Source organism: Arthrobacter sp. SPG23 (genome assembly GCF_000876655.1).
In the GTDB taxonomy this organism is placed as follows: domain Bacteria; phylum Actinomycetota; class Actinomycetes; order Actinomycetales; family Micrococcaceae; genus Arthrobacter.
The window spans coordinates 38,731-62,913 of sequence record NZ_JYCN01000012.1; the positions used below are offsets into that span (position 1 = coordinate 38,731).

Annotated in this window: 17 protein-coding genes and 1 tRNA gene; 12 read left to right on the forward strand and 6 right to left on the reverse strand. The window is 67.4% G+C overall.

The features are described 5' to 3' along the window. Positions 1-45: 45 nt before the first annotated feature. Together TV39_RS05620 and TV39_RS05625 are read left to right on the forward strand one after the other, a co-directional pair. Positions 46-1,038, forward strand: coding sequence for a stage II sporulation protein M (locus TV39_RS05620; protein ID WP_200890961.1), 993 nt, complete (start codon positions 46-48; stop codon positions 1,036-1,038). 122 nt (positions 1,039-1,160) lie between these two features. After that, positions 1,161-2,456, forward strand: coding sequence for a TIGR01906 family membrane protein (locus TV39_RS05625; RefSeq protein WP_043479477.1), 1,296 nt, complete (start codon positions 1,161-1,163; stop codon positions 2,454-2,456). Between the two features lie 61 nt (positions 2,457-2,517). Here TV39_RS05625 and TV39_RS05630 read toward each other — a convergent pair whose 3' ends face one another. Both TV39_RS05630 and TV39_RS05635 read right to left on the reverse strand, forming a co-directional pair. Further along, positions 2,518-4,347 carry an AMP-dependent synthetase/ligase gene (locus tag TV39_RS05630; protein ID WP_043479479.1) on the reverse strand — a complete coding sequence of 610 codons (1,830 nt, stop codon included), beginning with the start codon at positions 4,345-4,347 and terminating at the stop codon, positions 2,518-2,520. Between the two features lie 82 nt (positions 4,348-4,429). Further along, complete coding sequence (locus TV39_RS05635; RefSeq protein ID WP_043479481.1) at positions 4,430-6,136, reverse strand: dolichyl-phosphate-mannose--protein mannosyltransferase; 1,707 nt, start codon at positions 6,134-6,136, stop codon at positions 4,430-4,432. Positions 6,137-6,190: 54 nt separating this feature from the next. On the opposite strand from TV39_RS05635, the gene rsmI reads away from it, so the two are divergent. Further along, entirely contained in the window at positions 6,191-7,258 is a 1,068-nt protein-coding gene (gene rsmI, locus TV39_RS05640; RefSeq protein WP_235347288.1) for a 16S rRNA (cytidine(1402)-2'-O)-methyltransferase, read from the forward strand. Between the two features lie 153 nt (positions 7,259-7,411). Continuing rightward, a complete protein-coding gene (locus tag TV39_RS05645; RefSeq protein ID WP_043479483.1) occupies positions 7,412-8,911 on the forward strand; it encodes an NAD-dependent succinate-semialdehyde dehydrogenase in 1,500 nt (499 codons plus the stop codon). Positions 8,912-8,935: 24 nt separating this feature from the next. Here TV39_RS05645 and TV39_RS05650 read toward each other — a convergent pair whose 3' ends face one another. From TV39_RS05650 to TV39_RS05660, 3 genes are read right to left on the reverse strand one after another with little or no spacing between them, the layout of a single operon-like run. Beyond that, the gene (locus tag TV39_RS05650; protein ID WP_043479485.1) at positions 8,936-11,455 is read right to left on the reverse strand and encodes a DUF3488 and transglutaminase-like domain-containing protein; all 2,520 of its coding nucleotides are present in this window, start codon (positions 11,453-11,455) and stop codon (positions 8,936-8,938) included. Further along, entirely contained in the window at positions 11,452-12,843 is a 1,392-nt protein-coding gene (locus TV39_RS05655; RefSeq protein WP_043479487.1) for a DUF58 domain-containing protein, read from the reverse strand. Before TV39_RS05655 ends, TV39_RS05650 begins: the two co-directional genes overlap by 4 nt. A 14-nt stretch (positions 12,844-12,857) precedes the next feature. Then, the gene (locus tag TV39_RS05660; RefSeq protein ID WP_043479489.1) at positions 12,858-13,976 is read right to left on the reverse strand and encodes an AAA family ATPase; all 1,119 of its coding nucleotides are present in this window, start codon (positions 13,974-13,976) and stop codon (positions 12,858-12,860) included. Between the two features lie 173 nt (positions 13,977-14,149). Here TV39_RS05660 and TV39_RS05665 point away from each other — a divergent pair, with 173 nt between their 5' ends. The 5 genes from TV39_RS05665 (at position 14,150) to TV39_RS05685 (ending at position 20,469) form a co-directional block, all read left to right on the forward strand. Next, positions 14,150-15,037 carry a TatD family hydrolase gene (locus tag TV39_RS05665; protein ID WP_043479491.1) on the forward strand — a complete coding sequence of 296 codons (888 nt, stop codon included), beginning with the start codon at positions 14,150-14,152 and terminating at the stop codon, positions 15,035-15,037. Between the two features lie 270 nt (positions 15,038-15,307). Continuing rightward, entirely contained in the window at positions 15,308-16,498 is a 1,191-nt protein-coding gene (locus TV39_RS05670; protein WP_235347289.1) for a resuscitation-promoting factor, read from the forward strand. Positions 16,499-16,672: 174 nt separating this feature from the next. Further along, positions 16,673-17,560, forward strand: a complete 888-nt coding sequence (rsmA, locus tag TV39_RS05675) for a 16S rRNA (adenine(1518)-N(6)/adenine(1519)-N(6))-dimethyltransferase RsmA (protein WP_043479495.1) — start codon at positions 16,673-16,675, stop codon at positions 17,558-17,560. 81 nt (positions 17,561-17,641) lie between these two features. Then, a complete protein-coding gene (locus TV39_RS05680; protein WP_043479497.1) occupies positions 17,642-18,604 on the forward strand; it encodes a 4-(cytidine 5'-diphospho)-2-C-methyl-D-erythritol kinase in 963 nt (320 codons plus the stop codon). Between the two features lie 38 nt (positions 18,605-18,642). Beyond that, positions 18,643-20,469: an ABC-F family ATP-binding cassette domain-containing protein gene (locus tag TV39_RS05685; protein WP_043479499.1), complete on the forward strand. Its 1,827-nt coding sequence runs from the start codon at positions 18,643-18,645 to the stop codon at positions 20,467-20,469. A 27-nt stretch (positions 20,470-20,496) separates the two neighbouring features. Here the strand turns inward: TV39_RS05685 and TV39_RS05690 are convergent, their stop codons facing one another. Beyond that, the gene (locus TV39_RS05690; protein ID WP_043479500.1) at positions 20,497-21,096 is read right to left on the reverse strand and encodes a TetR/AcrR family transcriptional regulator; all 600 of its coding nucleotides are present in this window, start codon (positions 21,094-21,096) and stop codon (positions 20,497-20,499) included. Between the two features lie 192 nt (positions 21,097-21,288). Here TV39_RS05690 and TV39_RS05695 point away from each other — a divergent pair. The 3 genes from TV39_RS05695 (at position 21,289) to TV39_RS05705 (ending at position 23,957) form a co-directional block, all read left to right on the forward strand. Continuing rightward, positions 21,289-21,360, forward strand: a tRNA-Gln gene (locus TV39_RS05695). 93 nt (positions 21,361-21,453) lie between these two features. Further along, positions 21,454-22,980, forward strand: a complete 1,527-nt coding sequence (glmU, locus tag TV39_RS05700) for a bifunctional UDP-N-acetylglucosamine diphosphorylase/glucosamine-1-phosphate N-acetyltransferase GlmU (protein WP_043479502.1) — start codon at positions 21,454-21,456, stop codon at positions 22,978-22,980. Then, positions 22,977-23,957, forward strand: coding sequence for a ribose-phosphate diphosphokinase (locus TV39_RS05705; RefSeq protein WP_011691079.1), 981 nt, complete (start codon positions 22,977-22,979; stop codon positions 23,955-23,957). The genes glmU and TV39_RS05705 overlap by 4 nt, the downstream gene beginning before the upstream one ends. Positions 23,958-24,183 lie beyond the last annotated feature (226 nt).

A 24,183-nucleotide genomic window follows, 5' to 3' on the forward strand; every position in this document is an offset into this window, starting at 1 on the left:
CTACCGAACGCTCACAGTCTAATCCGGGCGCGCTAGGGTAGTGCCGTGGACATCGATGCGTTCTCCGCGGTCAACGGGGACAAATGGGCGCGGCTCTACGTGCTGGCGTATAAGCGCCGGCTCAACGGAAGCGAAGCCGACGAACTGCTGCGCCTCTACCAGGCCACGTCCGCCCACCTTTCCCTGCTTCGCTCCGTGGCACCCGAAAGCGGTCTGTCCGCCTCCCTGTCGGCCACACTGGCCCAGGCCCGCACCCGCTTCACAGGGGCCCGGTCCAACGTCATGGACGACCTCGCCCGGTTCTTCGTCATAGCGCTACCGGCGGCGTTGTACCGGCTTCGCTGGCTCACCGTGTGGTGCGGTGTGGCGTTCTGCCTGGTCGCGGGCGCCTACGCACTGTGGATCGCGTCGTCCCCTGATGCGCTCCGTGCCCTCGGCTCGGATGCCGCCATCAAACAGTACGTCGAGCAGGATTTCATCGACTACTACTCGGAGAACCCCGCCGCGTCATTTGCCGGTGCCGTCTGGACCAACAACGCCTGGATCTCGGCCCAGGCGGTGGCGCTGGGCATCACCGGCTTCTGGGTTCCCATGATCCTCTTCGGCAACGCCCAGGGACTCGGGGTCGCTGCGGGAGTATTCGCCGCCGTCGGCAAATCGGACATCTTCTTCAGCTACATCCTCCCGCACGGACTGATGGAACTCACCGCAGTGTTCATCGCCTGCGCGGGGGGCCTGAAGATCTTCTGGGCGCTGGTGTCGCCGGGACCCCGGACCAGGGGACAGGCGGTAGCGGCGGAGGGACGCTCCCTGATCACCGTTGCCCTGGGACTTGTCCTGGTGCTGTTCGTCGCCGGCCTCGTGGAAGGCTTTGTCACACCCAGCAGCCTCCCGGTATGGGCCAAGATCGGCATTGGGGCGGCCGTCCTGGCTGCCTACTGGATCTACGTCCTGGTGTGGGGCAGGCGCGCGTACCGATCGGGTGCCACCGGAGACCTGGAAAGCGGCGACGCCGGATACGCGGCATTGGCTGCCTGAATACGTTACAGAACGGGGTGGCACCTGCCGCCACGGAGTGCCTGACGGTAGGCTCATCTGGAGATAAGTAGCGTTGCCTGGCGGTTCCCGGCGACGCGGACGCCTACGGAAGTGAAACTGCAGTGACTGAGAAGACGCCCACCCCGCCGAACCGGCAGGATCCGCACCTGGATCCGGCCGATGATACCGACGAACCCGCGTTCGACTGGATGAAGCCCGCGGGCGCAGGCACAGGGGCCGGGGCAACGGGAGCAACCCCGGCCGGAAACACCTCCCCCGGTGCGGGCAAGGAGCAGCCGGCAGCGTCCGCCGGCACCCCTGCGCGCGCCACGGGCGGTTCCCAGGCAGATGCTCCCCGGCCCGGTGCTCCCCGGCCGGGTGCTTCCCAGCCAGGTGTTCCCCGGACCGGAACGTCGCCGGCTGCTGCTGCGCCCCAGGCAGGCAGCCGCGCCGACCGCAAGGCCGCGGAAGCCGCCGTCGAGCCTGCTGCCGAACCACAGGGGAGGGGAACGCATTTCCGGGAGCCGCTGCCCACGTCCGCCCTTCAGGTGCGGCCGCCGCAGGATGAAGTGGAGCGCCGGAACGCCGAACGCGAGCTGGCGAACAACACCAAGCCCGTACTGCCCCGCGTGATGCAGGTCCTGCTTGCTGTCTTCTACCCGCTGATCCTCCTGGTCCTCGCCGTCCGGGCCGTCACCAGCCCGTTGTTCCTCTGGGTTGAATACAACCGACCAGGCTTCCCGGGCGACGGCTACGGCTTCAGCACCGACGACCGCATGACCTACGGTTCCTACGCGGTGGACTACCTCAGCAACTGGTCCGGTCCGCGGTATCTCGGCGAACTCGTGAACCGCAGCGGCGACGCACTGTTCCAGGAGGGCGAGGTCAGCCACATGGCGGACGTCAAACTGGTCATCCTGTCCGCTTTCGCCGGCGGTGCGCTGCTGCTCCTGCTGAGCATCATCGCCATCATCTACCTGCGCCGCCGCAGCACCGGGGGCGTCCGCCGCGGCCTTTTTGCCGGCTCCATCGTCACCATCGTGATCATCGTCGGGCTCGGCACGTTGGCGGTGCTGGGCTGGCAGCAGTTCTTCACTGAGTTCCACCGCATCTTCTTTGCCAACGGGACCTGGACGTTCGCCCTGGATGACACCCTCATCCGGCTGTTCCCGGGCCAGTTCTGGGTTGACGCCGGGATTGTCATCGGTGCCCTGGTGCTGATCGCCTCTGTGGCCACCCTGGTCCTCACCTGGCCCACCCGGAAGCGCCGCGGAATTGCCAAGGACGCCGTGGCCAAGGATGCGGACGCAAAGGACGCAGCTGCCACCGACGCAACGTCCAAGGACGGTGCCGACGGCGCCGCAGCGCACCCTGACGCCCAGGCAGGCCGCGGACGCGGAAATTCCGCAGCCCGGTAGGGAGGACTCAGGACCACAGTAAAGGCGACCGGCACGCGTGCCGGTCGCCTTCACTGTTTGTTTAGCTGTACAGCCCGTTGATGTGTGCCTCAAAGTCGCGGACGACGGCGGCCCGCTTCAGTTTCAGTGACGGCGTCAGGTGACCGGACTCCACCGTGAAGTCAGCATCCAGCAGGACGAAGCTGCGGATCGACTCCGCCTTCGAGACCAGCAGGTTGGCCTGGTCGACTGCGCCCTGGACTGCCTCCCGGACGCGGGTATCGGCTGTGGCTTCGGCGAGGCCCAGGAGCGGGATCCGCTGGGCCGAGCACCAGTTCTCCAGGCCTTCCGGATCGAGGTTGACGAGCGCGGAGACGAACGGCCGTCCGTCTCCCACCACCACCGCCTGTGCCACGAGCTGGTGCTCCCGGATCTTTTCCTCGAGCGGCCCGGGTGCCACGTTCTTGCCCCCGGCGGTGACAAGGAGATCCTTCTTGCGGCCGGTGATGGTGAGGAAGCCGTCTTCATCGAGCGAACCGAGGTCTCCGGTGCGGAAGAACCCGTCCACGAACGCTTCTGCGTTGGCGGCCTCGTTGGCATGGTAGCCCTTGAAGACGCCGATGCCCTTGACCAGGATCTCGCCGTCGTCGGCCACCCGGACGGTGGTCCCCGGCACGGGAATCCCCACTGTCCCCACCTTGGTCCGTGACGGGGTGTTGGCGGTGCAGGGGGCCGTGGTTTCAGTGAGGCCGTAGCCTTCCAGTACGGGAATTCCTGCGCCGCGGAAGAAGTGGGCGTCGTTGGAGCTCAGCGGGCTGGCGCCGGATACCGTGTACTTGACCTGCCCGCCGAAGGCCTGGCGGAGTTTGGGATAGAGCAGCCGGTCGAACACGGAGTGCTTGGCGCGGAGCATGAGCCCGGGTCCGTTGCCTTTTCCGCGGGCCTCAGCGTCGAGCGCCCTGGAGTAGTTGATGGCCACTGCGGAAGCGGCAGCGAATAGCCGTTCCTTTCCGGCAAGGGCGGCCTTGTGGGCGGCACCCGCATAGACCTTCTCAAAAATCCTGGGCACCACCAGCAGAAACGTGGGTTTGAACGTGGCCAGGTCCTCGAGCAGTTGCGCTGCGCTGGCAGTGTGGCCCAGGGTGACCCCGGCGCTGAGGCACACCACCTGGACGGCGCGGGCAAGGACATGCGCCAGGGGGAGGAACATCAGCGTCCGGGCACCTTCCTGCCGCAGGATCTCGGGAAGGAACCCCACAATATTGGTGGCCACCAGGGCGAAGTTGCCGTGCGTTATCTCGCAGCCCTTGGGCTTGCCCGTGGTTCCGGAGGTGTAGACCAGCGAGGCGACGTCGGCCAGGCCGGCCGTGCTGCGGTGCCGCTCCAGCTCCGAGTCAGTGACGCCGGCACCGGCGGCGGCGAGGCTGGCCAGGTTGGGTGCGCCGCCGTCGTCGTCCATCCGCACAACCGTCACCACAGCGTCGCCGAGCAGTTCCGACTGGGCCAGGACACCAGCCACCAACTCTGCCTTCGCCGGGTCCTCAACGAACACCCTGCGGGCCCCGGAGTCATGCAGGATCCATTCCACCTGGCTGGCGGAGGACGTTTCATACACCGGCACGGTGACGCCGCCGGCGAACCAGATGGCGAAGTCCACCAGGGTCCATTCGTACCGGGTTCCGGACATCACTGCCACGGTATCGCCGGGCGCCAGGCCGCCGGCAATCAGGCCCTTGGCCAGTGCCACGACTTTGTCCAGGAACTGCTGGACGGGAATGTCAACCCAGCCGTTGGGGCCTTTGCGGGCATAAATTGCGTGGGACGGGTCCTTGGCGTGCTGCCCGAGCAGAAGGTCGGTCACGTTGCTGTCCTGGTCCAGCTCCACGAGCAGTTCAGTGCTTGCTTCTCTCACAGCCAGTCTCCGTTCCGGATCCGCGATTTTGGTTTCCCGGTACCCCGGTCCTTTGCCCGCGGCCCCCCCTTGCCATCCTGCCCTAGATCCAGGACGGCATCCACATTCGGAACCGCCAATCCTGGTAGGGGATGATTTCGGCGGTCCAGATGGGGTAGAAGAACGCGGAGAGCAGCACCGCTCCGGCCACGAACAGGGCCACCAGGTAGAGCCCGGAACGCCGGCGCCACAGCGGGTCCTCCCGCCGCCCGAGCACCAGACCCAGGCAATACGTCAGGGCGAGTACCAGGAACGGTTCAAAGGACACGGCGTAGAAAGTGAACATGGTGCGTTCCGGATACATGAACCAGGGGAGGTAGCCCGCGCCGACCCCGGCCAGGATGGCACCGGCCCGCCAGTCGCGGCGGCCGGCCCACCAGAACAGCAGGATCACCAGCGACACCGTGGCGCTCCACCAGATCAGCGGGTTGCCCACCGAGAGGATGGCGGACGTGCAGCTGGCAACATCGCAGCCGGGGCTTCCCTGCTTGGGGGACTCGTAGAAGAACGACGTGGGGCGCCCCATGACCAGCCAGCTCCAGGCACTCGCCTCATAGGGATGGTCTGAGCTGAGGCCCTGATGGAACTTGTACGCTTCCAGGTGGTAGTGGGCCAGGGACCGCAGCGGCCCGGGCACCCAGCCCCACTGTGCTGACGGGTTGGTATCCGCCCAGTGGCGGAAATACGCATCCTTCGACTGGAACCAGCCCGTCCACGTGGCGAGGTACACCAGGGCAGCCACCGGCACGATGCTCAGGAAAGCGGGGATCCCGTCCTTGATGATGCCGCCGCTGATCCATCCCCGGATGCCCGCGATCCGGCGCGCACTCAGGTCCCAGAAGACGGTCAGGAGCCCAAAGCCGGCCATGAAGAACAGCCCCGACCACTTGGTGCCCACCGCGAGTCCCAGGCAGACCCCCGCGGCGACGCGCCACCAGCGGATCCCGAGCCACGGCCCGGAGACCAACTGGATCACGGACGGCCTGCCGGTCGTGCCGGCGCCAGCCTGCCGTGCCAGCCTCGCGGCCAGCCGCCGCCGTCCGTCGTCACGGTCCAGCAGCAGTGCACCGAACGCGGCGAGGAGCCAGAACATCAGGAAGATGTCCAGCAGGGAGGTCCTGGACATCACCAGGTGGTGCCCGTCCACTGCCAGCAGGAGTCCGGCCACCGCCCCCAGCGTCAGCGAGTGGAAGAGCTTCTGCGCGATCAGGGTGATCAGGAGGATGGACAGCGTCCCCGTGAGCGCTGCCCCGAAGCGCCACCCGAGCGGGTTGTCCGGGCCGAACAGCCACATGCCGGCCGCGATCATCCATTTGCCCACCGGCGGGTGCACCACATACTCGGGGGAGGACAGGATGACGCCGGGGTTCCCCGCCACAAACGATTCGTTGGCCTTGTCCGGCCAGCTGCGTTCGTACCCGCTGATGAGGAACGAGTATCCGTCCTTCACGTAGTAGGTTTCGTCGAACACCAGGCTGCGCGGACTGTCGAGGCGGACGAACCGGAGGATACCGCCGATCGCCGCCGTGATGGCCGGAATGAGCCAGAACCACAGCCGCAGCGACGGCGGATAGTCACGCCAGCTGCGGATGTCGCCGATCAGCCGCTCCTGCAGGGCGCTTTCCGTGAATGCTTCCTGCGGCCGGCGGATCCACCGGTGGCCCTCGAGGTTGCGTCCCAATGTCCCGGACGCCGGCTGCACCGGTTTGGCTGGGTCGGCCTCGACAGGAGGTACGGAGGTCTGGGTCACGTGCCCATGCTACCTTTTGGCGCTGGAAGAGCCTGCCAGCAGTAGGCTGGTTCTGTGGACCAACAATTCAGCACTTCCCGTTCTTCCCGCGCGAGCGGCTCCGACGACGCCGGCACTGCGCCGGAGGAAGGCTCCACGCCGGAGGCAGGTTCGACGCCGGAGGACGCGGCGGGTGCCATGGATGAGGCCTGGGCTCCCGCAGGGGAAGCGGCGGCCCGCTCCGCGGACGGGCAGCCGGGCAGGATCGTGCTGGCAGCGACCCCCATCGGCAACGTCGGCGATGCGTCGCTGCCGGGCAGGATCGTGCTGGCAGCGACCCCCATCGGCAACGTCGGCGATGCGTCGCCGCGGCTGGTTGACCTCCTCACCACCGCTGACATTGTGGCCGCCGAGGACACCCGGCGGCTGCACCGGCTGGTGCAGAACCTGGGAGTTGCCGTGTCCGGGCGGATCATCAGTTACCACGAGCACAACGAGGCGGTAAAGACCGCCGAACTCCTGGATCAGGTGCGGGCGGGGAAGACCATCGTGATGGTGACCGATGCGGGCATGCCTGCTGTCTCGGATCCGGGTTTCAGGCTGGTTGAGGGTGCCGTGGCGGCCGGCCTGACAGTCACCGCCGTGCCGGGCCCGTCGGCCGTCCTGACGGCACTTGCCCTGTCCGGCCTTCCCACGGACCGTTTTTGTTTTGAAGGATTCCTCCCCCGCAAGGCCGGTGAGCGCGCCTCCCGGCTGTCCGAACTCGACGCGGAACGCCGGACCATGGTGTTCTTCGAGGCGCCCCACCGGCTGGAACCGATGCTTCGGGCGCTGCGCGAGCGCTTCGGCGGCGACCGCCCGGCCGCTGTGTGCCGCGAACTGACCAAGACGTATGAAGAAGTCATCCGCGGCCCCTTGACTGACCTCCTTCGATGGGCGGAAACCAACGAGGTTCGCGGCGAAATAGCCGTCGTGGTGGGCGGGGCCCCGGAACGTGAGCCAGGCAAGCCGGAGGACCATGTGGCCGCCGTCAACGGCCTGATCGCCCAAGGCATCAGGCTGAAGGAAGCAGTGGCGGCTGTGGCCGAGGACGCAAAAGTCTCCAAGAGGGAGCTATATTCCGCCGTCCTGGCAGCGCGCTAAATCAGGCACGCACCTTGTGCAGCTGCACAGCAAAGTCCGCCATGCCTAGTGCGCACATGCATAGACGCTCCGGATCACGCGGCAGTACCGTGGCTGTAAAGCAGCCGAGAGCTGAACCCATCCCCAACCCCAATTGCTGACGAGGGAGTCATCGTGACTGTAACTGCACAGCCCACTGTTACTGCGGAGCGCGAGAGCGAGCTGCTGGCCTCTGTTCCCACCGGCCTGCTGATCAACGGCGAGTGGCGCCCGGCCGCGTCCGGGAAGACGTTCGACGTCGAGGACCCGGCCACGGGCAAGGTCCTGCTCAGCATCGCTGACGCCGGCCCCGAGGACGGCAAAGCCGCCCTCGACGCCGCCGCTGCCGCCCAGGACTCCTGGGCCAAGGTCCCGGCCCGTGAACGCGGGGAGATCCTGCGCCGCGCCTTCGAGATGGTCACTGCCCGGGCCGAGGACTTCGCGCTGCTGATGACCCTGGAGATGGGCAAGCCCCTCGCCGAGGCCCGGGGCGAGGTCACCTACGGCGCCGAATTCCTGCGCTGGTTCTCCGAGGAAGCCGTCCGCGCCTTCGGCCGCTACTCGGTCTCCCCGGACGGCAAGTCCCGCCTCCTGGTCACCAAGAAGCCGGTGGGTCCCTGCCTGCTGATCACCCCGTGGAACTTCCCGCTGGCCATGGCCACCCGCAAGATCGCCCCCGCCGTGGCTGCCGGCTGCACCATGGTGCTCAAGTCCGCGAACCTGACCCCGCTGACCTCCCAGCTGTTCGCCGCCGTGATGCAGGAAGCCGGCCTGCCCGCCGGTGTCCTGAACGTCATCCCGACCTCGACGGCCGGTGCCACCACCGGGCCTTTGATCAAGGATCAGCGGCTGCGGAAGCTTTCCTTCACCGGTTCCACCGAAGTGGGCCGCCGCCTGCTCTCCGACGCCTCCGAGACGGTGCTGCGGACCTCCATGGAACTCGGCGGGAACGCCCCGTTCGTGGTGTTCGAGGACGCCGACGTCGACGCCGCCGTCACCGGGGCCATGCTGGCGAAGCTGCGGAACATGGGCGAGGCCTGCACGGCCGCGAACCGGTTCATCGTGCACGAGTCCGTCGCGGACGAGTTCGCGGAGAAGTTCGCCGCGAAGATGGCTGACATGACCACCGCCCGCGGCACCGAGCCGGAGTCCAAGGTGGGCCCCCTGATCGATGCCAAGAGCCGGGACAAGGTCCACGAGCTCGTCACCGACGCCGTGAACTCAGGTGCGGTGGCCGTGGCCGGCGGCGGCCCGGTGGACGGCCCGGGCTACTTCTACCAGCCCACCATCCTCAAGGGCGTCACCGAGGGCACCCGCATCCTCTCCGAGGAAATCTTCGGACCCGTCGCGCCGATCATCACCTTCGACACCGAGGACGAGGCGGTCCGCCTGGCCAACAACACCGAATACGGCCTGGTGGCCTACGTCTTCACGAAGGACCTGAACCGCGGCATCCGGATGGGCGAACGCCTCGAGACCGGCATGCTGGGCCTGAACGCCGGCGTCGTGTCCAACGCGGCCGCACCGTTCGGCGGCGTCAAGCAGTCCGGCCTGGGACGTGAAGGCGGCCTCGAAGGCATCGAGGAATACCTCTACACCCAGTACATCGGCATCGCAGACCCCTACGCCGGCTAAGCCCGACGCAGGCCAGTCAGCAGCCTAGCCCCGCCGCAGCCGCCGCAGGCCGTCGCGCACCGTCCGCCAGGACCGCGCGGCGGCCTGCGTCGTTGTGGCTGCGGCCCGGGTGACGGCCCGGAACGGAGCGCCGGCCACGTGCCCCCAGCGATTCAGGACCGACGGCGGCAGCCACTCCGCCCGCAACCGGCGGGCCGGGCGCGAGTGCCTGCGCAGGGCTGCCTGGACCGCCATAATCCTCTCGGCCGCGGGTGGCACCGACGCTTCGGACGGTGCGGCGCCAGCGTCAGCTCGGCCGGCGGGCGGGCCATACTGCCGGCGTTCAAAGTCCGCGGTGAGCGAGGCGACCGCCCGGACGCCGGCGCCGTCCCCGTCGTCGCGCGCGCCAAGCGCACCCGATCCGAGAAGCCGGCGGGAGAAGTGCCGCGGAGTTTCGCTGACGCCGGGAGCCAGTCCGTAGTCGGTGGCAAGGTCCCGCAGTTCAGCCCAGGCAGCAGCAGCGGGGTTGCCACCCGAGGACGGCGCGCCCCTGAGCCGTCGGGACCGCAGCCCGGCGCGCACCAGCCGGGGCGAGGCAACGAGCAGGGCAAGCACCAGGACCCCGGCGGCTCCATAGAGCGGCAGCGTCAACGGGTGCCCTGCTTCACCGGCCGAGTCCAGGCCCGGCAGCGGCGCCGGCGTGGCGCTTGGTGTCGCGGCCGGCGTGGCGGCGTTGGACGGGACCAGGCCGTCGTTGTTTTCGTTGGTGCTGGCACCGCCTGGAGTGGAGGCCTGCGACGCGTAGTCCGGCACCACTCCACGCGAGGGTGTGGGTTCGAACGCTACCCAGCCGAGGCCTTGGAAATACAGTTCGGGCCAGGCATGCGCGTCCCGGGAATCGACCTCGTATTCCGTCAGCGCCCCTTGCCCGGGAACCGAAACTGTGGCACCCGTGGACCGGCCCGGGGCATAGCCCACAGCGATGCGGCTAGGGATTCCCTCCAGCCTGGCCATGACGGCCATGGCCGACGCGAAATGGATGCAGTAACCGCTCTTTTGGGCCAGGAAGTCCGCGAGCACGGAGAGTCCGTTGCCGTCGTAGCCACCCTGGACCGGGGACTGCAGGGAATACGTGAACTCGACGGAACGCAGGTAGTTCTGGATGGCCATCGCCTTGGCGTACGGCGTGCTGCTTCCCCCGGTGACGGTATCCGCCGTCCTGCGCACAATCTCCGGAACGTTGTTGGGCGTCCGGACGAACTCCTCCGAGATCCCGCGCACCGGAGCCGAGGACTGGGACAAAAGCTCCGGAGTGAGCCTGGGCGCAGACGACTGCACCACGTACTGCTGGTTCCGTGAGTTCGTGTCCACGCCCTTGATGCTCAACGTGGCCGGATCCCAGCTCCACCGTCCGGCCAGCCCGTTGACCGCATCCGGAGCATACGGCACCGGCAGGTACGGGCTGGTGAAACGGCCGGTATTGACGGCCGTGACCTGGCGGACCTGCTCGTCTGCGAGGATCTCATACCCGGCGTCCATCCTCCCCACCCCTACCCGCCGGGAAGCGTCGCGGTCGTCCGGTGACCACGAATCCCCGTCGAACCGGTCCACCGTGACGGACCGCAGGTACGGGGGCCTGCTGGCACTGGTGGCATAGGTGATACGCCCGTCGCCGGAGGGGCTCCGCAGGCTGCTGCCCAGGCTGATCATGGGGTTGAGCCCGGTGGCCGAACCCCACGGATTCAGCCTGGAACCTTGCGGGAACGTGCCCTGGTCGAAGCCCGGGACGGCGAGGGGGAGGAGGAGCGTGATCACCAGCGCCATGCCGCCGGTAAGGGCTGCGCGGCGGAACTGTCCCGGATTGCGGGCGGTGTCTGCCGTGATGCGGTTGTCAGGGGCGAACCACTGGCTGCAGGCAAGGATCACCAGGTAGCCGGCGGCCGCTGCGGCAAACCCCCACACCCCGACGCTCTGCGGCTTGACCATGGCCGGCACCACGAGGACGGCCACGAGACCCAGGCCGCTGGTTGCCGGCAGGGCCAACGGCACTGCCAGGGCATCCACCAGGATCACCACCAGGCCCAGGACCGCGCAGGTGACCAGTACTATGCCGGCGTTGGGCGCAACGGGGGAGCTCTCGGCCAGGACGGTCTCGCTTGCCCGCCGCAGGTATCTGCCCAGCTGCTCCATGGTGTCGCCGGACGGAATGAACCCGGCGATGCTGTACCGGCGGAAGAACGTGAAGGTCAGGATGAAAACGAGGGACGCAAAGCCGCCCAGCGCCACGAGGAATGGTTGCGCGCGAAGCGACCTCAGGGCAGCCATGGCCAGGGCCACCACACAGACGGTGGTGAGCACCGGGGGATACCAGGCCCATCCACGCAGCACGCCGTTCAGGGAGACTGCGGCACCGGCGACCGCAAGGGCGACGGCCGCCGCCATGGCCCACGGCTGCGCACCTACGCGGCGCCACCGTGCGGCCGGAGCCGGTGACGGTGCAAGGACCTCAGGCGCGCGGCCGGTGTCCGGACCCTGGCCGGAACGCCGCTGGGGAGTCAGGGTCATCGGCTGACCCCCGTGCCCCGGCGCACGTCCGCGGCGGCCGTGGCGGCAGCCGCGTCGCGCTGGTCGAAATAGGACCATGCCGCAGGCACCGATGTGCCAGGGGTAACGGCCACGGCCCGCCAGCCGCCGGACCTCAGCGTCTCAAGAGCCGCCTGGCATTCGGCCGGGTGTTCGGTGACCACTACCGCGAATGCATTGGCGCCGAACCCGGCAGCCGCGGACAGGGCGCGTGCCTCTGCTGCCTGCAGATGTCCCAGGATGGCCATGACGGGGCCGCGCTGCCGGTGGGCGGAGAGCTTGTCCATGAGCCGGTCGTCGAAGGGCCTGTGGCCTGATTCGGGCGCTGCGGCATGGTGCGCGCCGGAGAGCTGGACGGCCGCCAGGCTCTCGGCGATGGACTGCAGGCCGGCGGACCCGGTGTATTCCTCGGCCTCGGGTTCGGGGGCGGAGGGCGAATGCAGGAAGGCAGGTTCTCCCGCGGGATCCAGGAACCGCAGGGCATAGTTTCGTTCCGCCAGGTGCGCGCTGACAGACATCGCGGCGGTAACGGCCCACTCGAACGTGTCGCTGGTGACCAGTTCGTGGCCGTCCTCGCCGGAGGTGGCGGAGAAGGCAGCACCCGGTCCGCGCGCAAAGGCCGACCACCGGTGGTCCAGGATGATGGTGGCCTCCGGCGTGGTAACGGATTCCTCCTGCCGCACCATCAGTGCACCATGCCTGGCCGTCGCAGCCCAGTGCACCCGGCGCATTGGATCCCCGTGGCGGTATTCGCGGGTCATGACGTCGTCGTCGCTTGGATTCGCCCGGATCCGCGTGGCAGTGACGCCGTCGTTCCCGCGCGCGCCGGCAAGTCCCGTCGCGGGGAGTTCGACGGCGGCGGGTGTCACGGTCAGCGTGTCGCCGTCGTCGATCGCGTGGCGGTGCATCGAGAGGCCGAAGGGATCGGTGAACTCGGCCGTCACAGGGCCAATCACAAACTGTCCCCGCTTGCCGGACCGGAGATGGTATTCGTACCGGCTGGTCCCGCCGGCCGCGGAGCGGGACGGGAACCGGAAAGCCGGCGATTCGCCGAACCGCGAGGGGAGGCGTTCCTCCATGATCACCTGCCCCGCGGCCGCGCCGGTACGGGCCACGGCGAGCCGCACGGTGGTGGTCGAGGAGGTTTCCACGCTGGCGGGGCTGAATTCCCGGTACACCTTGAATCTGGGTTTGAGGATGCGGATCCCCGCGAGTGAGACCAGCGGGAGGACAACCAGAAGGATGCCCAGCGTGAGCAGGTCGCGGCGGCCCATGACCTGCGCGGCCAGCAGCGAAACCACGCCGGCAGCCAGCAACCCCCAGCCGCGCGTTGTGAAGAGGTGTCCAGGGAGCTTGTCCATGAGGGCCATCGGGGTGTTTTCGGCTAGCGCGTACGCCGCTGGTCGGGGCCGCCTCGCGGGCTGCCGCCCCGGGACGGTGCCGCGGACATCTCCTGCGGCACCGGCAGCTTCGCCAGGATGCCTCGGATGACGCTGTGCGGAGTTTCACCCGTACTGGCGGCCTTGCGGTCAAGGATGATCCTGTGCGCCAGCACGGATTCGGCAACACCGACGACGTCGTCCGGGAGGACGAAGTCCCGGCCGTCCAGCGCAGCGGTGGCCTTCGCCGCCCGCAACAGCTGGAGCATGGACCGGGGACTGGCGCCGAGACGGAGCATGGCACTTTCGCGGGTGGCGCGCCCCAGCGACACCGTGTACTCCTTGACGGCCTGTGAAACGTAGACCCGCTGGACGGTGGCGATCATGGCGGCCACATCGGCCGCGGTGACGACGGCGGTCACCCGCGTCAGCGGCGACGTCGCCTGGTGCGTCTCCAGCATCTCAATCTCGGAGTCCTTGTCCGGATAGCCCATGGAGATCCGGGCCATGAAGCGGTCCCGCTGCGCTTCCGGCAGCGGGTAGGTCCCTTCCATCTCAATCGGGTTCTGGGTGGCCACCACCATGAACGGCTCATCCAGCTTGTAGGAGTCCCCGTCCACGGTCACCTGGTGCTCCTCCATGCATTCCAGGAGCGCGGACTGCGTCTTAGCCGAGGCCCGGTTGATCTCGTCACCGATGACAATGTTGGCGAACACGGCGCCGGGCCTGAATTCGAACAGCCGCGAGGCCTGGTTGTAAATGGAGACGCCGGTGACGTCCGAGGGCAGGAGGTCCGGGGTGAACTGGATCCTGCTGACCGAACAGTCAATGGTGCGGGCGAGTGTCTTCGCGAGCAGCGTCTTTCCCACGCCGGGAACATCTTCGAGGAGCAGGTGTCCCTGGGCAAGGAGGACCGTGAGGGCCAGCTTCGCCGCCTCCGCCTTACCGTCGATCACCGTGTTGATGGCTGAGAGGATGCGCTCGCTGGCGTTGTGGAAGGCCTCCGCATCCATGGCAGTCGGCCGGGTTCCGTTGAGCTGGTTTCCAACAACCCCCGCACCGCCGGGGAAGCCCTGCCCTTCCGGGAGCGCTTCATCTACTGTGGTGCGTCTGTGGGAATCCATCGGCAGCCTTTCAGCCCTCGGGAAAGCCTGGCACGGGGTGGCAAGGAGTGCGCGCCCGCCGCCGGGCCTTCGCCCGTATGCCTACCAGACTACTAACACAACTGCCGGAGCTGACAGAGAGTTCCGGTAATTCCCGGCGGGAGGCGGAATGCCCGGGCGGCTAGGGTAGAAGGATGAACACCCCGTTGACGCCAGCCCCGTTTCGCGTGCCCGGAAGCGACGGCTCCGGCCGGCACGGCTATCCGCCCGCTCCGGAGCCGCTGCCCGTCCCGGTCATGGACAACCACACGCACCTGGACTTCCCCAACAGCGACGTGACAGTGGACGTGGCCGCTGCCCTGGACGTCGCCGCGTCAGTGGGCGTGCAGGGAGCGGTGCAGGTTGGCTGCGACCTGGAATCCTCCAGGTTCACGGTGCTGGCCGTGGACCTGGACCCGCGGCTGCTCGGCGCGGTGGCCATCCACCCCAACGACGCCCCGGACTATGCAGTCCGGGGGGAGCTGGAGGATGCCCTGGCGGAGATCGAGGCCCTCGCTGCACACCCACGGATCCGCGCCATCGGCGAGACGGGACTCGATTTCTTCCGCACCGAGGGGGAGGGGCTGCTGCACCAGCGGTACTCGTTCCGCCGCCACATCGACATCGCCAAACGCCTCGGGCTGACGCTGCAGATCCACGACCGGGACGCCCACGACGACGTCGTCCAGATCCTGCGCGAAGAAGGACCCCCGGAACGGGTGGTGTTCCATTGCTTCTCCGGGGACGAACAACTCGCACGGACGTGCAACAACGAAGGCTGGTACATGTCCTTCGCCGGCACGGTGACGTTCAAGAATGCGGCCAACCTGCGCGCGGCCCTTGCGATCGCAGATCCGGCCCGGGTCCTCGTGGAAACTGACGCGCCGTTCCTGACCCCGCATCCATTCCGGGGCCGCCCCAATGCCAGTTACCTGATCCCGCACACCGTCCGGACCATGGCCGAATTGACAAGCACCGAGTTGTCCCGGCTGTGCTCCCAAATCGCCGAAAATTCCCTGCGGGCATACGGATCCTGGGACTGACAGCGGTCCCGCTCAGCCAGCTGTCAGGAATACCAGGTATGCATCAAATCTTGGCTGCTTTATAACGCTTCGGTTACAGTGGAAAACTATTAGCCGGGGTCGGGGAAGGCCTTCGGATAATTTCGCTCAGTTCCAGGCCCGTCTCACGGCGGGTCCGGTGAGTCCTGAGTGTGGCGGCGCACACGTCTGCTGCAAACAGCCGGACCGTGTCCGGAGTTGCCCTGAGGGTGTTTGCGTCGGTGGGTGATGTGCGTTTTTCCCCGTGCCCGGATGGTCCTAGAGTTACGGGCAATCGTGGTCAAGTTCTTCACTTCGGACGGTAAGTTCAGTTTCGTCAAGGTCGGCGCCCAGCTGGTTGTGCTCTCTGCACTCGTGCTGGGCCTGGTGGCCTTCGTAGGCAACAACAAAACAGTCACCCTGAATGTGGACGGCAAAGTCAGCTCCGTCCAGACGTTCGGCGGGACGGTAGGCCAAGTGGTCAAGAGTGCCAAGGTGGAGCTGCAGGCTGCGGACCGGGTATCCCCGTCGGCGGACGCCCGCGTGGAGGATGGCTCGGTCATCAACGTCAATCTTGCCAAGGCAGTGAAGATCAGCCTCGACGGGGCTGAGAAGACGATCAACACCACGTCGGCCAACGTCGAAGGGCTGGTCACCGAACTCGGCGTCGCCAGTGCCTCGGAAGTCTCCGCGCCGAAGGACGCCCAGCTGGCCGTCTCCGGTTCCTTCGTGGCCATTTCGACACCCAAGACCGTCAGCATCCTGGCGGACGGCAAGGCGTCAAAGACCACCACCACTGCGGCAACCGTAGCGGAAGTCCTCAAGGACGCCGGCGTGACCGTCGGCGCCGGCGACAGGCTTTCCCAGCCGCGTAACGCGCACGTCGTCAACGACATGGCGATCAAGGTGTCCCGGGTGGATTCCTCCAAAACGGCCGCCACGTCCGAAGAGGTTCCCTTCGAGACGCTGAGCTCCGAAAGCTCCGACCTCTTCGTGGGCGAGAAGAAGGTTACCCAGGCCGGTGTTCCCGGCAAGGTGGACAAGAACTTCAAGCTGGTGCTGGTGGACGGCCGCGAAGCCTCCCGGACCCTCGTGTCCGAGACCGTCTCCGTCCAGCCCGTGACCGAAAAGGTCTCGGTGGGCACCAAGGAAAAGCCCAAGGCCGAAGCGGCAGCTTCGAGCGCCGGTGCGAACACCGGTGCAGCGGCACCCGCCATGATGAATGAAGCCATGTGGGACAAGATCGCGCAGTGCGAATCCACCGGCAACTGGTCCATCAACTCCGGCAACGGCTACTACGGCGGTCTGCAGTTCGACATCCAGACCTGGATCGGTGCCGGCGGCGGCGCCTATGCGCCCAACGCCAGCCTTGCCACCAAAGCCCAGCAGATCGACATTGCCAACCGCGTTTACGCGCAGCGCGGACTCTCCCCCTGGGGCTGCGGCTGGGCAGCGACCAGCTGATAGCCGCTGCAGCGAGCATTTGCTCCTGCTGACACCCGCGGCGGCTGACCACCGCCGCGGGTGAATCGAAGGCCGGGTCCGGATAACGGACCCGGCCTTCGCCGTGCCCGTCCCAGGTGGGCCGGGGAGCTTCACAGGGGCCGCCGCCGCAGGCCAACGGGATAGGATACCTAGGTGACTGAACCGACCCCCGCCGCCTCCGGCACCGCGCCCGCAGCCCTGTTTGGCGCCTCAGATGTCCGCCGGCTCGCCGAGGAAATCGGAGTCCGTCCCACGAAGACCCTGGGCCAGAACTTCGTGATCGACGGCAACACCATCCGCCGGATCGTGGCCGCCGCCGACATCCACGCCGATGAGACAGTCCTCGAGGTCGGTCCCGGCCTGGGGTCGCTCACCCTGGGATTGCTGGACGCCGCAAAGTCCGTCGTCGCCGTCGAAATCGATCCGGTCCTTGCCGCCAAACTGCCGGGCACAGTGCAGCAGTGGCGGCCGGACGCCGCCAAGGACTTCCACCTGGTGCTGGCGGACGCCATGAAGGTCACGGAACTGCCGGTGGAACCGACCGCCCTCGTGGCAAACCTCCCGTACAACGTGGCGGTGCCGGTGGTGCTCCATCTCCTGCAGCATTTCCCGAGCCTGCGGCACGGCCTGGTCATGGTCCAGGACGAGGTGGCGGACCGGCTTGCCGCCGGCCCCGGCTCCAAGACCTACGGCGTGCCTTCGGTGAAGGCGGCATGGTACAGCGGCATGCGCAAGGCCGGCGTGATCGGCATGAACGTCTTTTGGCCGGCGCCCAAGATCCACTCCGGGCTGGTCGCCTTCACCCGCCGGGAACCTCCGGCCACCACCGCCACCCGGGAAGAGGTGTTCGCCGTCATCGACGCGGCCTTCGCCCAGCGGCGCAAAACCCTGCGGGCCGCCCTGGCCGGCTGGGCCGGCAGCGCTGCCGAAGCCGAACGCTGCCTCCGGGCCGCCGGCGTCGACCCCACTGCGCGGGGCGAAGTGCTCGATATCACAGCCTTCGCACGGATCGCCGAAGCCCGCCAGGCCCGGCAGGCGTGAAGTGACAGGCCGCTGCCGTATGCGCGGTCCCTTGAGGATGCATGCTTGGAGCCTGACGCCGCCATGCCATAGCTTGGACTCATGAACGCAGTGAGAGGGCGCTTTGCCGCGAGGACGGTCCGGGTCAAGGCTCCGGGCAAAATCAACGTCTCGCTGGACGTGGGCCCGCTGCGCGAGGACGGCTACCATTCCGTTGCCAGCGTCTATCTGGCGGTGTCCCTCTATGAGGAAGTGGCCGCCACGAGCACTGCCGCGGAAGGCATCACCGTCAGCATCAGTCCGGCCAGCACCTTGGACCTCTCTGACGTGGACATTCCGCTGGACGAACGGAACCTCGCCTACAAGGCGGCCGCCATCATGGCCGACGTGTCCGAGCACTCCACCGGGGTCCACCTGGAAATTACCAAGCGCGTCCCGGTGGCTGGCGGCATGGGTGGCGGTTCAGCGGACGCGGCAGCCACGCTGCTCGCCTGCGACGCCCTCTGGAACAGCGGGCTATCCCGCGATGAGCTCGCCCATCTCGCCGCAGAACTCGGCGCCGATGTCCCGTTTTCCCTCCTCGGCGGGACCGCCGTCGGGCTGGGCGTGGGTGATGAGTTGTCGCCGGCGCTGGCGAAGGCCCAAATGGACTGGGTCCTGGTCACTGCCGACTATGGCCTGTCCACGCCGGAGGTCTTCCGCACTTTGGACCGGCTCCGCCTCGCGGAAGGCGTCGCTGTGGATGAGCCCGCCGCCGTTGATCCGAAGATCCTCCAGGCGCTGCGCAGCGGCGATGCAGACGCCCTGAGCCGCGTCTTGGTCAACGACCTCCAGCGAGCCTCCATTGAGCTGGCGCCGGGGCTGCGCGATACCCTTGGACTCGGGGAATCGTGCGGAGCCATCGCCGGACTTGTATCAGGCTCCGGCCCCACCGTGGCTCTGCTCACCCACAGTCCTGAGGCGGCAGCCGGCCTAGCGGAAGACCTCAGCCATCACGGCCTGAATGCCCTGGCCGTCCACGGTCCGGTGCCCGGCGCGCGCATCATCTCCGATACGCTCCTTTAGTACTTTAAACGAATTTCCACCGAAGAAAGCAGTTCCCAGTGGCTCACCTGCTCGGCGGCGAGAACCTCACGGTCTCGTATGCAACCCGCACCGTCCTCGACGGCGTTACCCTCGGCCTTGAGGAGGGCGACCGGATCGGCATGGTGGGCCGCAACGGCGACGGCAAGTCCACCCTCATGCGCCTGCTGGCGATGCGCGCCACCCCCGATTCGGGACGCGTCACCAAGCGCAGCGACGTCAACATCGGATACCTGGACCAGAGCGACGTTCTCGACGGCGACCTCACGGTCGGCGCCGCCATCGTGGGCGACAAAGCGGACTACGAGTGGGCTGCCAACCCGCAGATCCGCGAGGTCATGGGCGGACTCGTGTCCGACGTCGACTGGCATGCGAACGTGCACGCCCTGTCCGGCGGACAGAAACGACGCGTTGCGCTGGCGAAGCTGCTGATCGAAGACCATGACGTGATCATGCTCGACGAGCCCACCAACCACCTCGACGTCGAGGGTGTGGCCTGGCTGTCACGCCACCTCAAGACCCGGTGGCGGGCAAACCAGGGCGCCTTCCTCGTGGTCACCCACGACCGTTGGTTCCTCGACGAAGTCTGCAACAAGACCTGGGAAATCCACGACGGAATCATGGACCCGTTCGAAGGCGGCTACGCGGCCTACGTCCTGGCCCGCGCCGAACGTGACCGCTCGGCATCCGTGATGGAAGGCAAACGCCAGCAGCTCGTCAAAAAGGAGCTCGCCTGGCTGCGCCGCGGCGCCCCGGCCCGGACGGCCAAGCCGAAGTTCCGCATCGAAGCAGCCAACGCGCTGATAGCCGACGTCCCGGAACCGCGGGACTCGATGGCGCTGAGCAAGATGGCCACAGCGCGCCTCGGCAAGGACGTGCTGGACCTTGAGCACGTTTCGCTGGACTTCCTGGGTGGCGAGCCCGGGCAGAAACTCTTCGACAACATCACCCTGAGGCTCGCGCCGGGGGAGCGGCTCGGGCTGGTCGGCGTCAACGGCGCCGGCAAGACCACGCTGCTGAAGCTCCTCAACGGCGAAATCCAGCCCACCTCGGGCAAGCTCAAGCGCGGCAAGACGGTTGTCACCGCCGTTCTGACCCAGGAGGTCAAGGAGCTCGACGACGTCAAGGACTTGCGCGTCATCGAAGTGATCGAGCGCGAAAAGCGGTCCTTCAACGTTGGCGGCAAGGAATTCAGTGCCGGCCAGCTGGTGGAACAGCTCGGCTTCACCAATGAGAAGCAGTGGACCCCGGTCAAGGACCTCTCAGGTGGCGAACGCCGCCGCCTCCAGCTCCTGCGTCTACTCGTGGGCGAGCCGAACGTGCTGATGCTCGACGAGCCCACCAACGACCTCGATACCGACACCCTCGCCGCCGTCGAAGACGTCCTGGACGGCTGGCCGGGCACTCTCGTTGTGGTGAGCCACGACCGCTACCTGCTGGAGCGCGTCACGGACCACCAAATGGCGCTGCTGGGCGACGGCAAGATCCGCGCGCTGCCCCGCGGCGTCGACCAGTATCTGGAACTGCGCGAAAGCGCGCTGGCCGGCTCCACCATCACCGGCGGCGGAAACCCCGTCACGGGAGCCAGCGGCGGTTCAGCTCCCGCCGCGGGCGGCCCGTCCGAAGCCGAGAAGCGTGACGCCCGCAAGGCGAAGAACCGGATTGACCGCCAGCTGGGCAAGCTGACACAGCAGGAAGAAAAGATCCACGCCCAGATGGTCAAGAGCACGGCCGACAACGACTTCGACGCCATGGCCGAACTCAACAAGAAGCTCAAGACCCTGGCCGAAGAACGCGAAGCCCTGGAACTCGAGTGGCTCGAAGCGCTCGAGGTCCTGGGGGAGTAGCACGCAGAGGATGGCTGCCTCGCCCACCTAATCCTCGGACCGGAGCTCGGGCTCCTTGTGCAGTCCGGTGAGGCCGTTCCAGGCGAGGTTCACCAGGTGGGCGGCCACGGCGCGCTTGTCCGGGGTCCGGCTGTCCAGCCACCACTGGCCGGTCATTGCCACCATTCCTACCAGCATCTGCGCGTACATGGCGCCGTCGGCCGCACTGAAGCCGCGGCGGGCGAACTCGTCGGACAGGATGTGCTCGACTCTGGCCGTCACGTGCGAGAGCAGGGTGGAGAAGGCGCCTTCGGGCTGCGACGGCGGGGCGTCGCGCATGAGGATCCGGAACCCGTCGGTGCGTTCCTCGATGTAGGTCAGCAACGCCAGTGCGGCGCGCTCCACCTGGACCCGCGGCTTGGCTTCGTCCGTGAGGGCGTCGTTGATGGCTGCCAACAGAATCCGGAACTCGTGCTCCACCACTTGCGTGTACAGGCCTTCCTTGGACCCGAAGTGCTCGTAGATCACGGGTTTCGACACGCCCGCAGCAGCGGCAATCTCTTCGATCGTGGTGCCGTCAAGTCCACGGATGGCAAAGAGCCCGCGGCCGATTTCGATCAGCTGTGAGCGCCGCTGCGCCCCGGTCATGCGGGCCCTGGGCACGTATCCGGGAGCCCTGACGGGCCTGCCAGGAGGGTTTCCGGCACCATCGGGCGCACCGTTGATCTTGCTCACCGTCCAATCATGCCTTAAGGGGCGCCGGGGCTTCCGAGTCGCACGTGCGCCGACCTTCGTGGCAGAATTGGTTCTCGTGCCGCGGGGCCAATGGCCCGGGCACGGTCCGCTCTGGTGTAATGGCAGCACCCCGGCCTTTGGAGCCGTGGAGTATAGGTTCGAATCCTATGGGCGGAACTGCCACTGTGGACGGGTCCTGTACCCGGAACAGTCCGGCCAAGGTGTGAAAGTGCGCGCAACTGAGATTCACCAAGCAAGGAGAGCCTGTACGTGAGCCCCGAGACCACCGGCCCCGCCGCCGTCATCGTCCTAGCTGCAGGTGCCGGTACCCGGATGAAGTCGCGCACCCCCAAGATCCTCCACGAAATCGGGGGACTGTCGCTGGTGGGCCATGCCCTCCGTGCCGCCCGCACCATCGATCCCCGGCAACTGGCCATCGTGGTCCGGCATGAGCGCGACCTTGTGGCAGCCCACGTGTCCCGGCTCGATCCGGCAGCGCTGGTCGTGGACCAGGACGAAGTGCCCGGCACCGGCCGCGCGGTGCAGGCGGCCCTGAAGGCCCTCGACGCCGGCGGCCCGCTGAGCGGCACCGTTGTGGTCACCTACGGAGACGTGCCACTTCTGTCGGCGGAACTGCTTGCCGAACTGGTGCTGATCCACGAACACGAACGCAACGCCGTCACCGTCCTGACGGCAGTCCTGGACGATGCAGCCGGCTATGGCCGCATCCTGCGTGCGGCCGACGGCACGGTCACGGGTATCCGCGAGCACAAGGACGCCTCGGACGAAGAACGCGAAATCCGCGAAATCAACTCCGGAATCTACGCCTTCGACGCCGCCGTCCTCCGCGACGCGCTGGACCACGTCACCACGGACAATGCGCAGGGCGAGATGTACCTCACCGACGTCCTGGGCCTTGCACGCTCGGCCGGCGGGCGCGTGGCCGCCGTGGTCACCACCGACCGCTGGCAGGTGGAGGGCGCCAACGACCGCGTGCAGCTCTCCGCGCTGGGAGCGGAACACAACCGCCGCACCGTCGAAGCCTGGATGCGCGCCGGCGTCACGGTGGTGGACCCCGCCACCACCTGGATCGACTCCACGGTGACCCTGGCAGAGGACGTCCGGATCCTGCCCAACACCCAGCTGCACGGCGCCACGGCGGTGGCGAGGGACGCCGTCGTCGGCCCTGACACCACGCTGACCGACGTCACCGTTGGCGAAGGCGCCAAAGTGACCCGGACGCACGGCTCCGGGGCCACGATCGGCGCGAACGCCAGCGTGGGTCCGTTTACCTACCTCCGCCCGGGAACGGTGCTGGGGGAGACCGGCAAGATCGGCGCGTTCTACGAGACCAAGAACGTGAAGATCGGCCGCGGCTCCAAGCTGTCGCACCTCGGTTACGCCGGCGACGCGGAGATCGGTGAGGACACCAACATCGGCTGCGGCAACATCACGGCCAATTACGACGGCGAGAACAAGCACCGCACCGTGATCGGCTCGGGCGTTCGGACGGGTTCCAACACGGTCTTCGTCGCTCCGGTCCAAGTGGGCGACGGCGCCTACAGCGGCGCCGGCGCCGTGATCCGCCAGGACGTGCCGGCCGGCGCGCTGGCAATCTCGGTGGCCAAGCAGCGGAACGCCGAAGGCTGGGTCGTCTCGCACCGGCCGGGCTCCATCTCGGCAGTACTGGCCGAAGCCGCGGGGGCAACGGCGCCGGTCAGCGAAACAGCAGCGGCTCAGCCGACCCAGGATTCCTCAAGCACCCCGGCAACTACAGAAGAGGGCAAGCAATCATGACCGAAATTACGGCACGCGGCGAGAAGAAACTGGTTCTCGCGGCTGGGCGGGCACACCCCGAGCTTGCGCGGGAGATCGCCAAGGAACTGGGCACTGAACTTTTGCCGGTGGATGCCTACGATTTTGCGAACGGGGAAATCTACGTGCGCGCCGGGGAGAGCGTCCGTGGCACTGACGCCTTCGTGATCCAGGCGCACCCGGCTCCGCTGAACAACCACCTGATGGAACAGCTGATCATGATTGATTCGCTGAAGCGGGCATCCGCCAAGCGCATCACCGTGGTTTCGCCGTTCTACCCCTACTCCCGCCAGGACAAGAAGGGGCGCGGCCGCGAGCCGATTTCCGCCCGTCTGGTGGCTGATCTGTACAAGACCGCCGGCGCCGACCGCATCATGAGCGTTGACCTGCACACCTCACAGATCCAGGGATTCTTCGACGGACCCGTGGACCACCTCATGGCCATCCCGCTGCTGGCTGATTACATCCGCACCCGGGTTGCCGCGGACAACATCACCGTGGTCTCGCCGGACACGGGGCGTGTGCGAGTGGCCGAACAGTGGGCCGAGCGGCTGGGCGGGGCTCCGCTGGCGTTCGTCCACAAGAGCCGGGACCTCACGGTCCCGAACCAGGCTGTCTCCAAGACCGTGGTGGGCCAGATCGAGGGCCGCACCTGTGTCCTGATCGACGACATGATCGATACCGGCGGAACCATTTCCGGGGCCGTCCAGGTGCTCAAGAACGCAGGCGCCAAGGACGTCATCATCGCGGCGACCCATGCTGTCTTCTCCGACCCGGCTGCCCGCCGGCTGTCCGAGTCGGGCGCCCGCGAAGTAGTGGTCACCGACACGCTGCCGATTCCGGCCGACAAGCGGTTCCCGCAGCTGACCGTCCTGTCCATCGCTCCGTTGATTGCGCGCGCCATCCGTGAAGTGTTCGACGACGGCTCCGTCACCAGCCTCTTCGACGGCAACGCCTGAGGAAGGGCCCACGCCAGCAGGGTTCCCTGAGCGAGCTTGCGAGCTTAGGGAGCTGGTGGGGATCCGTCCGGCGTCGGGCCCGTTTTCAGTAACCGGGCCCGACGCTGGTAAGCTTGTCCACGATACCTTGGCGAGGGAGAGCGTTCTCCGTTATCGACTGGGTCTGAATCTCCCTTCTTGAAGGGCCGGCCACGGGCCGCCCGGCGTTGAAGGTCGCAAACAGACC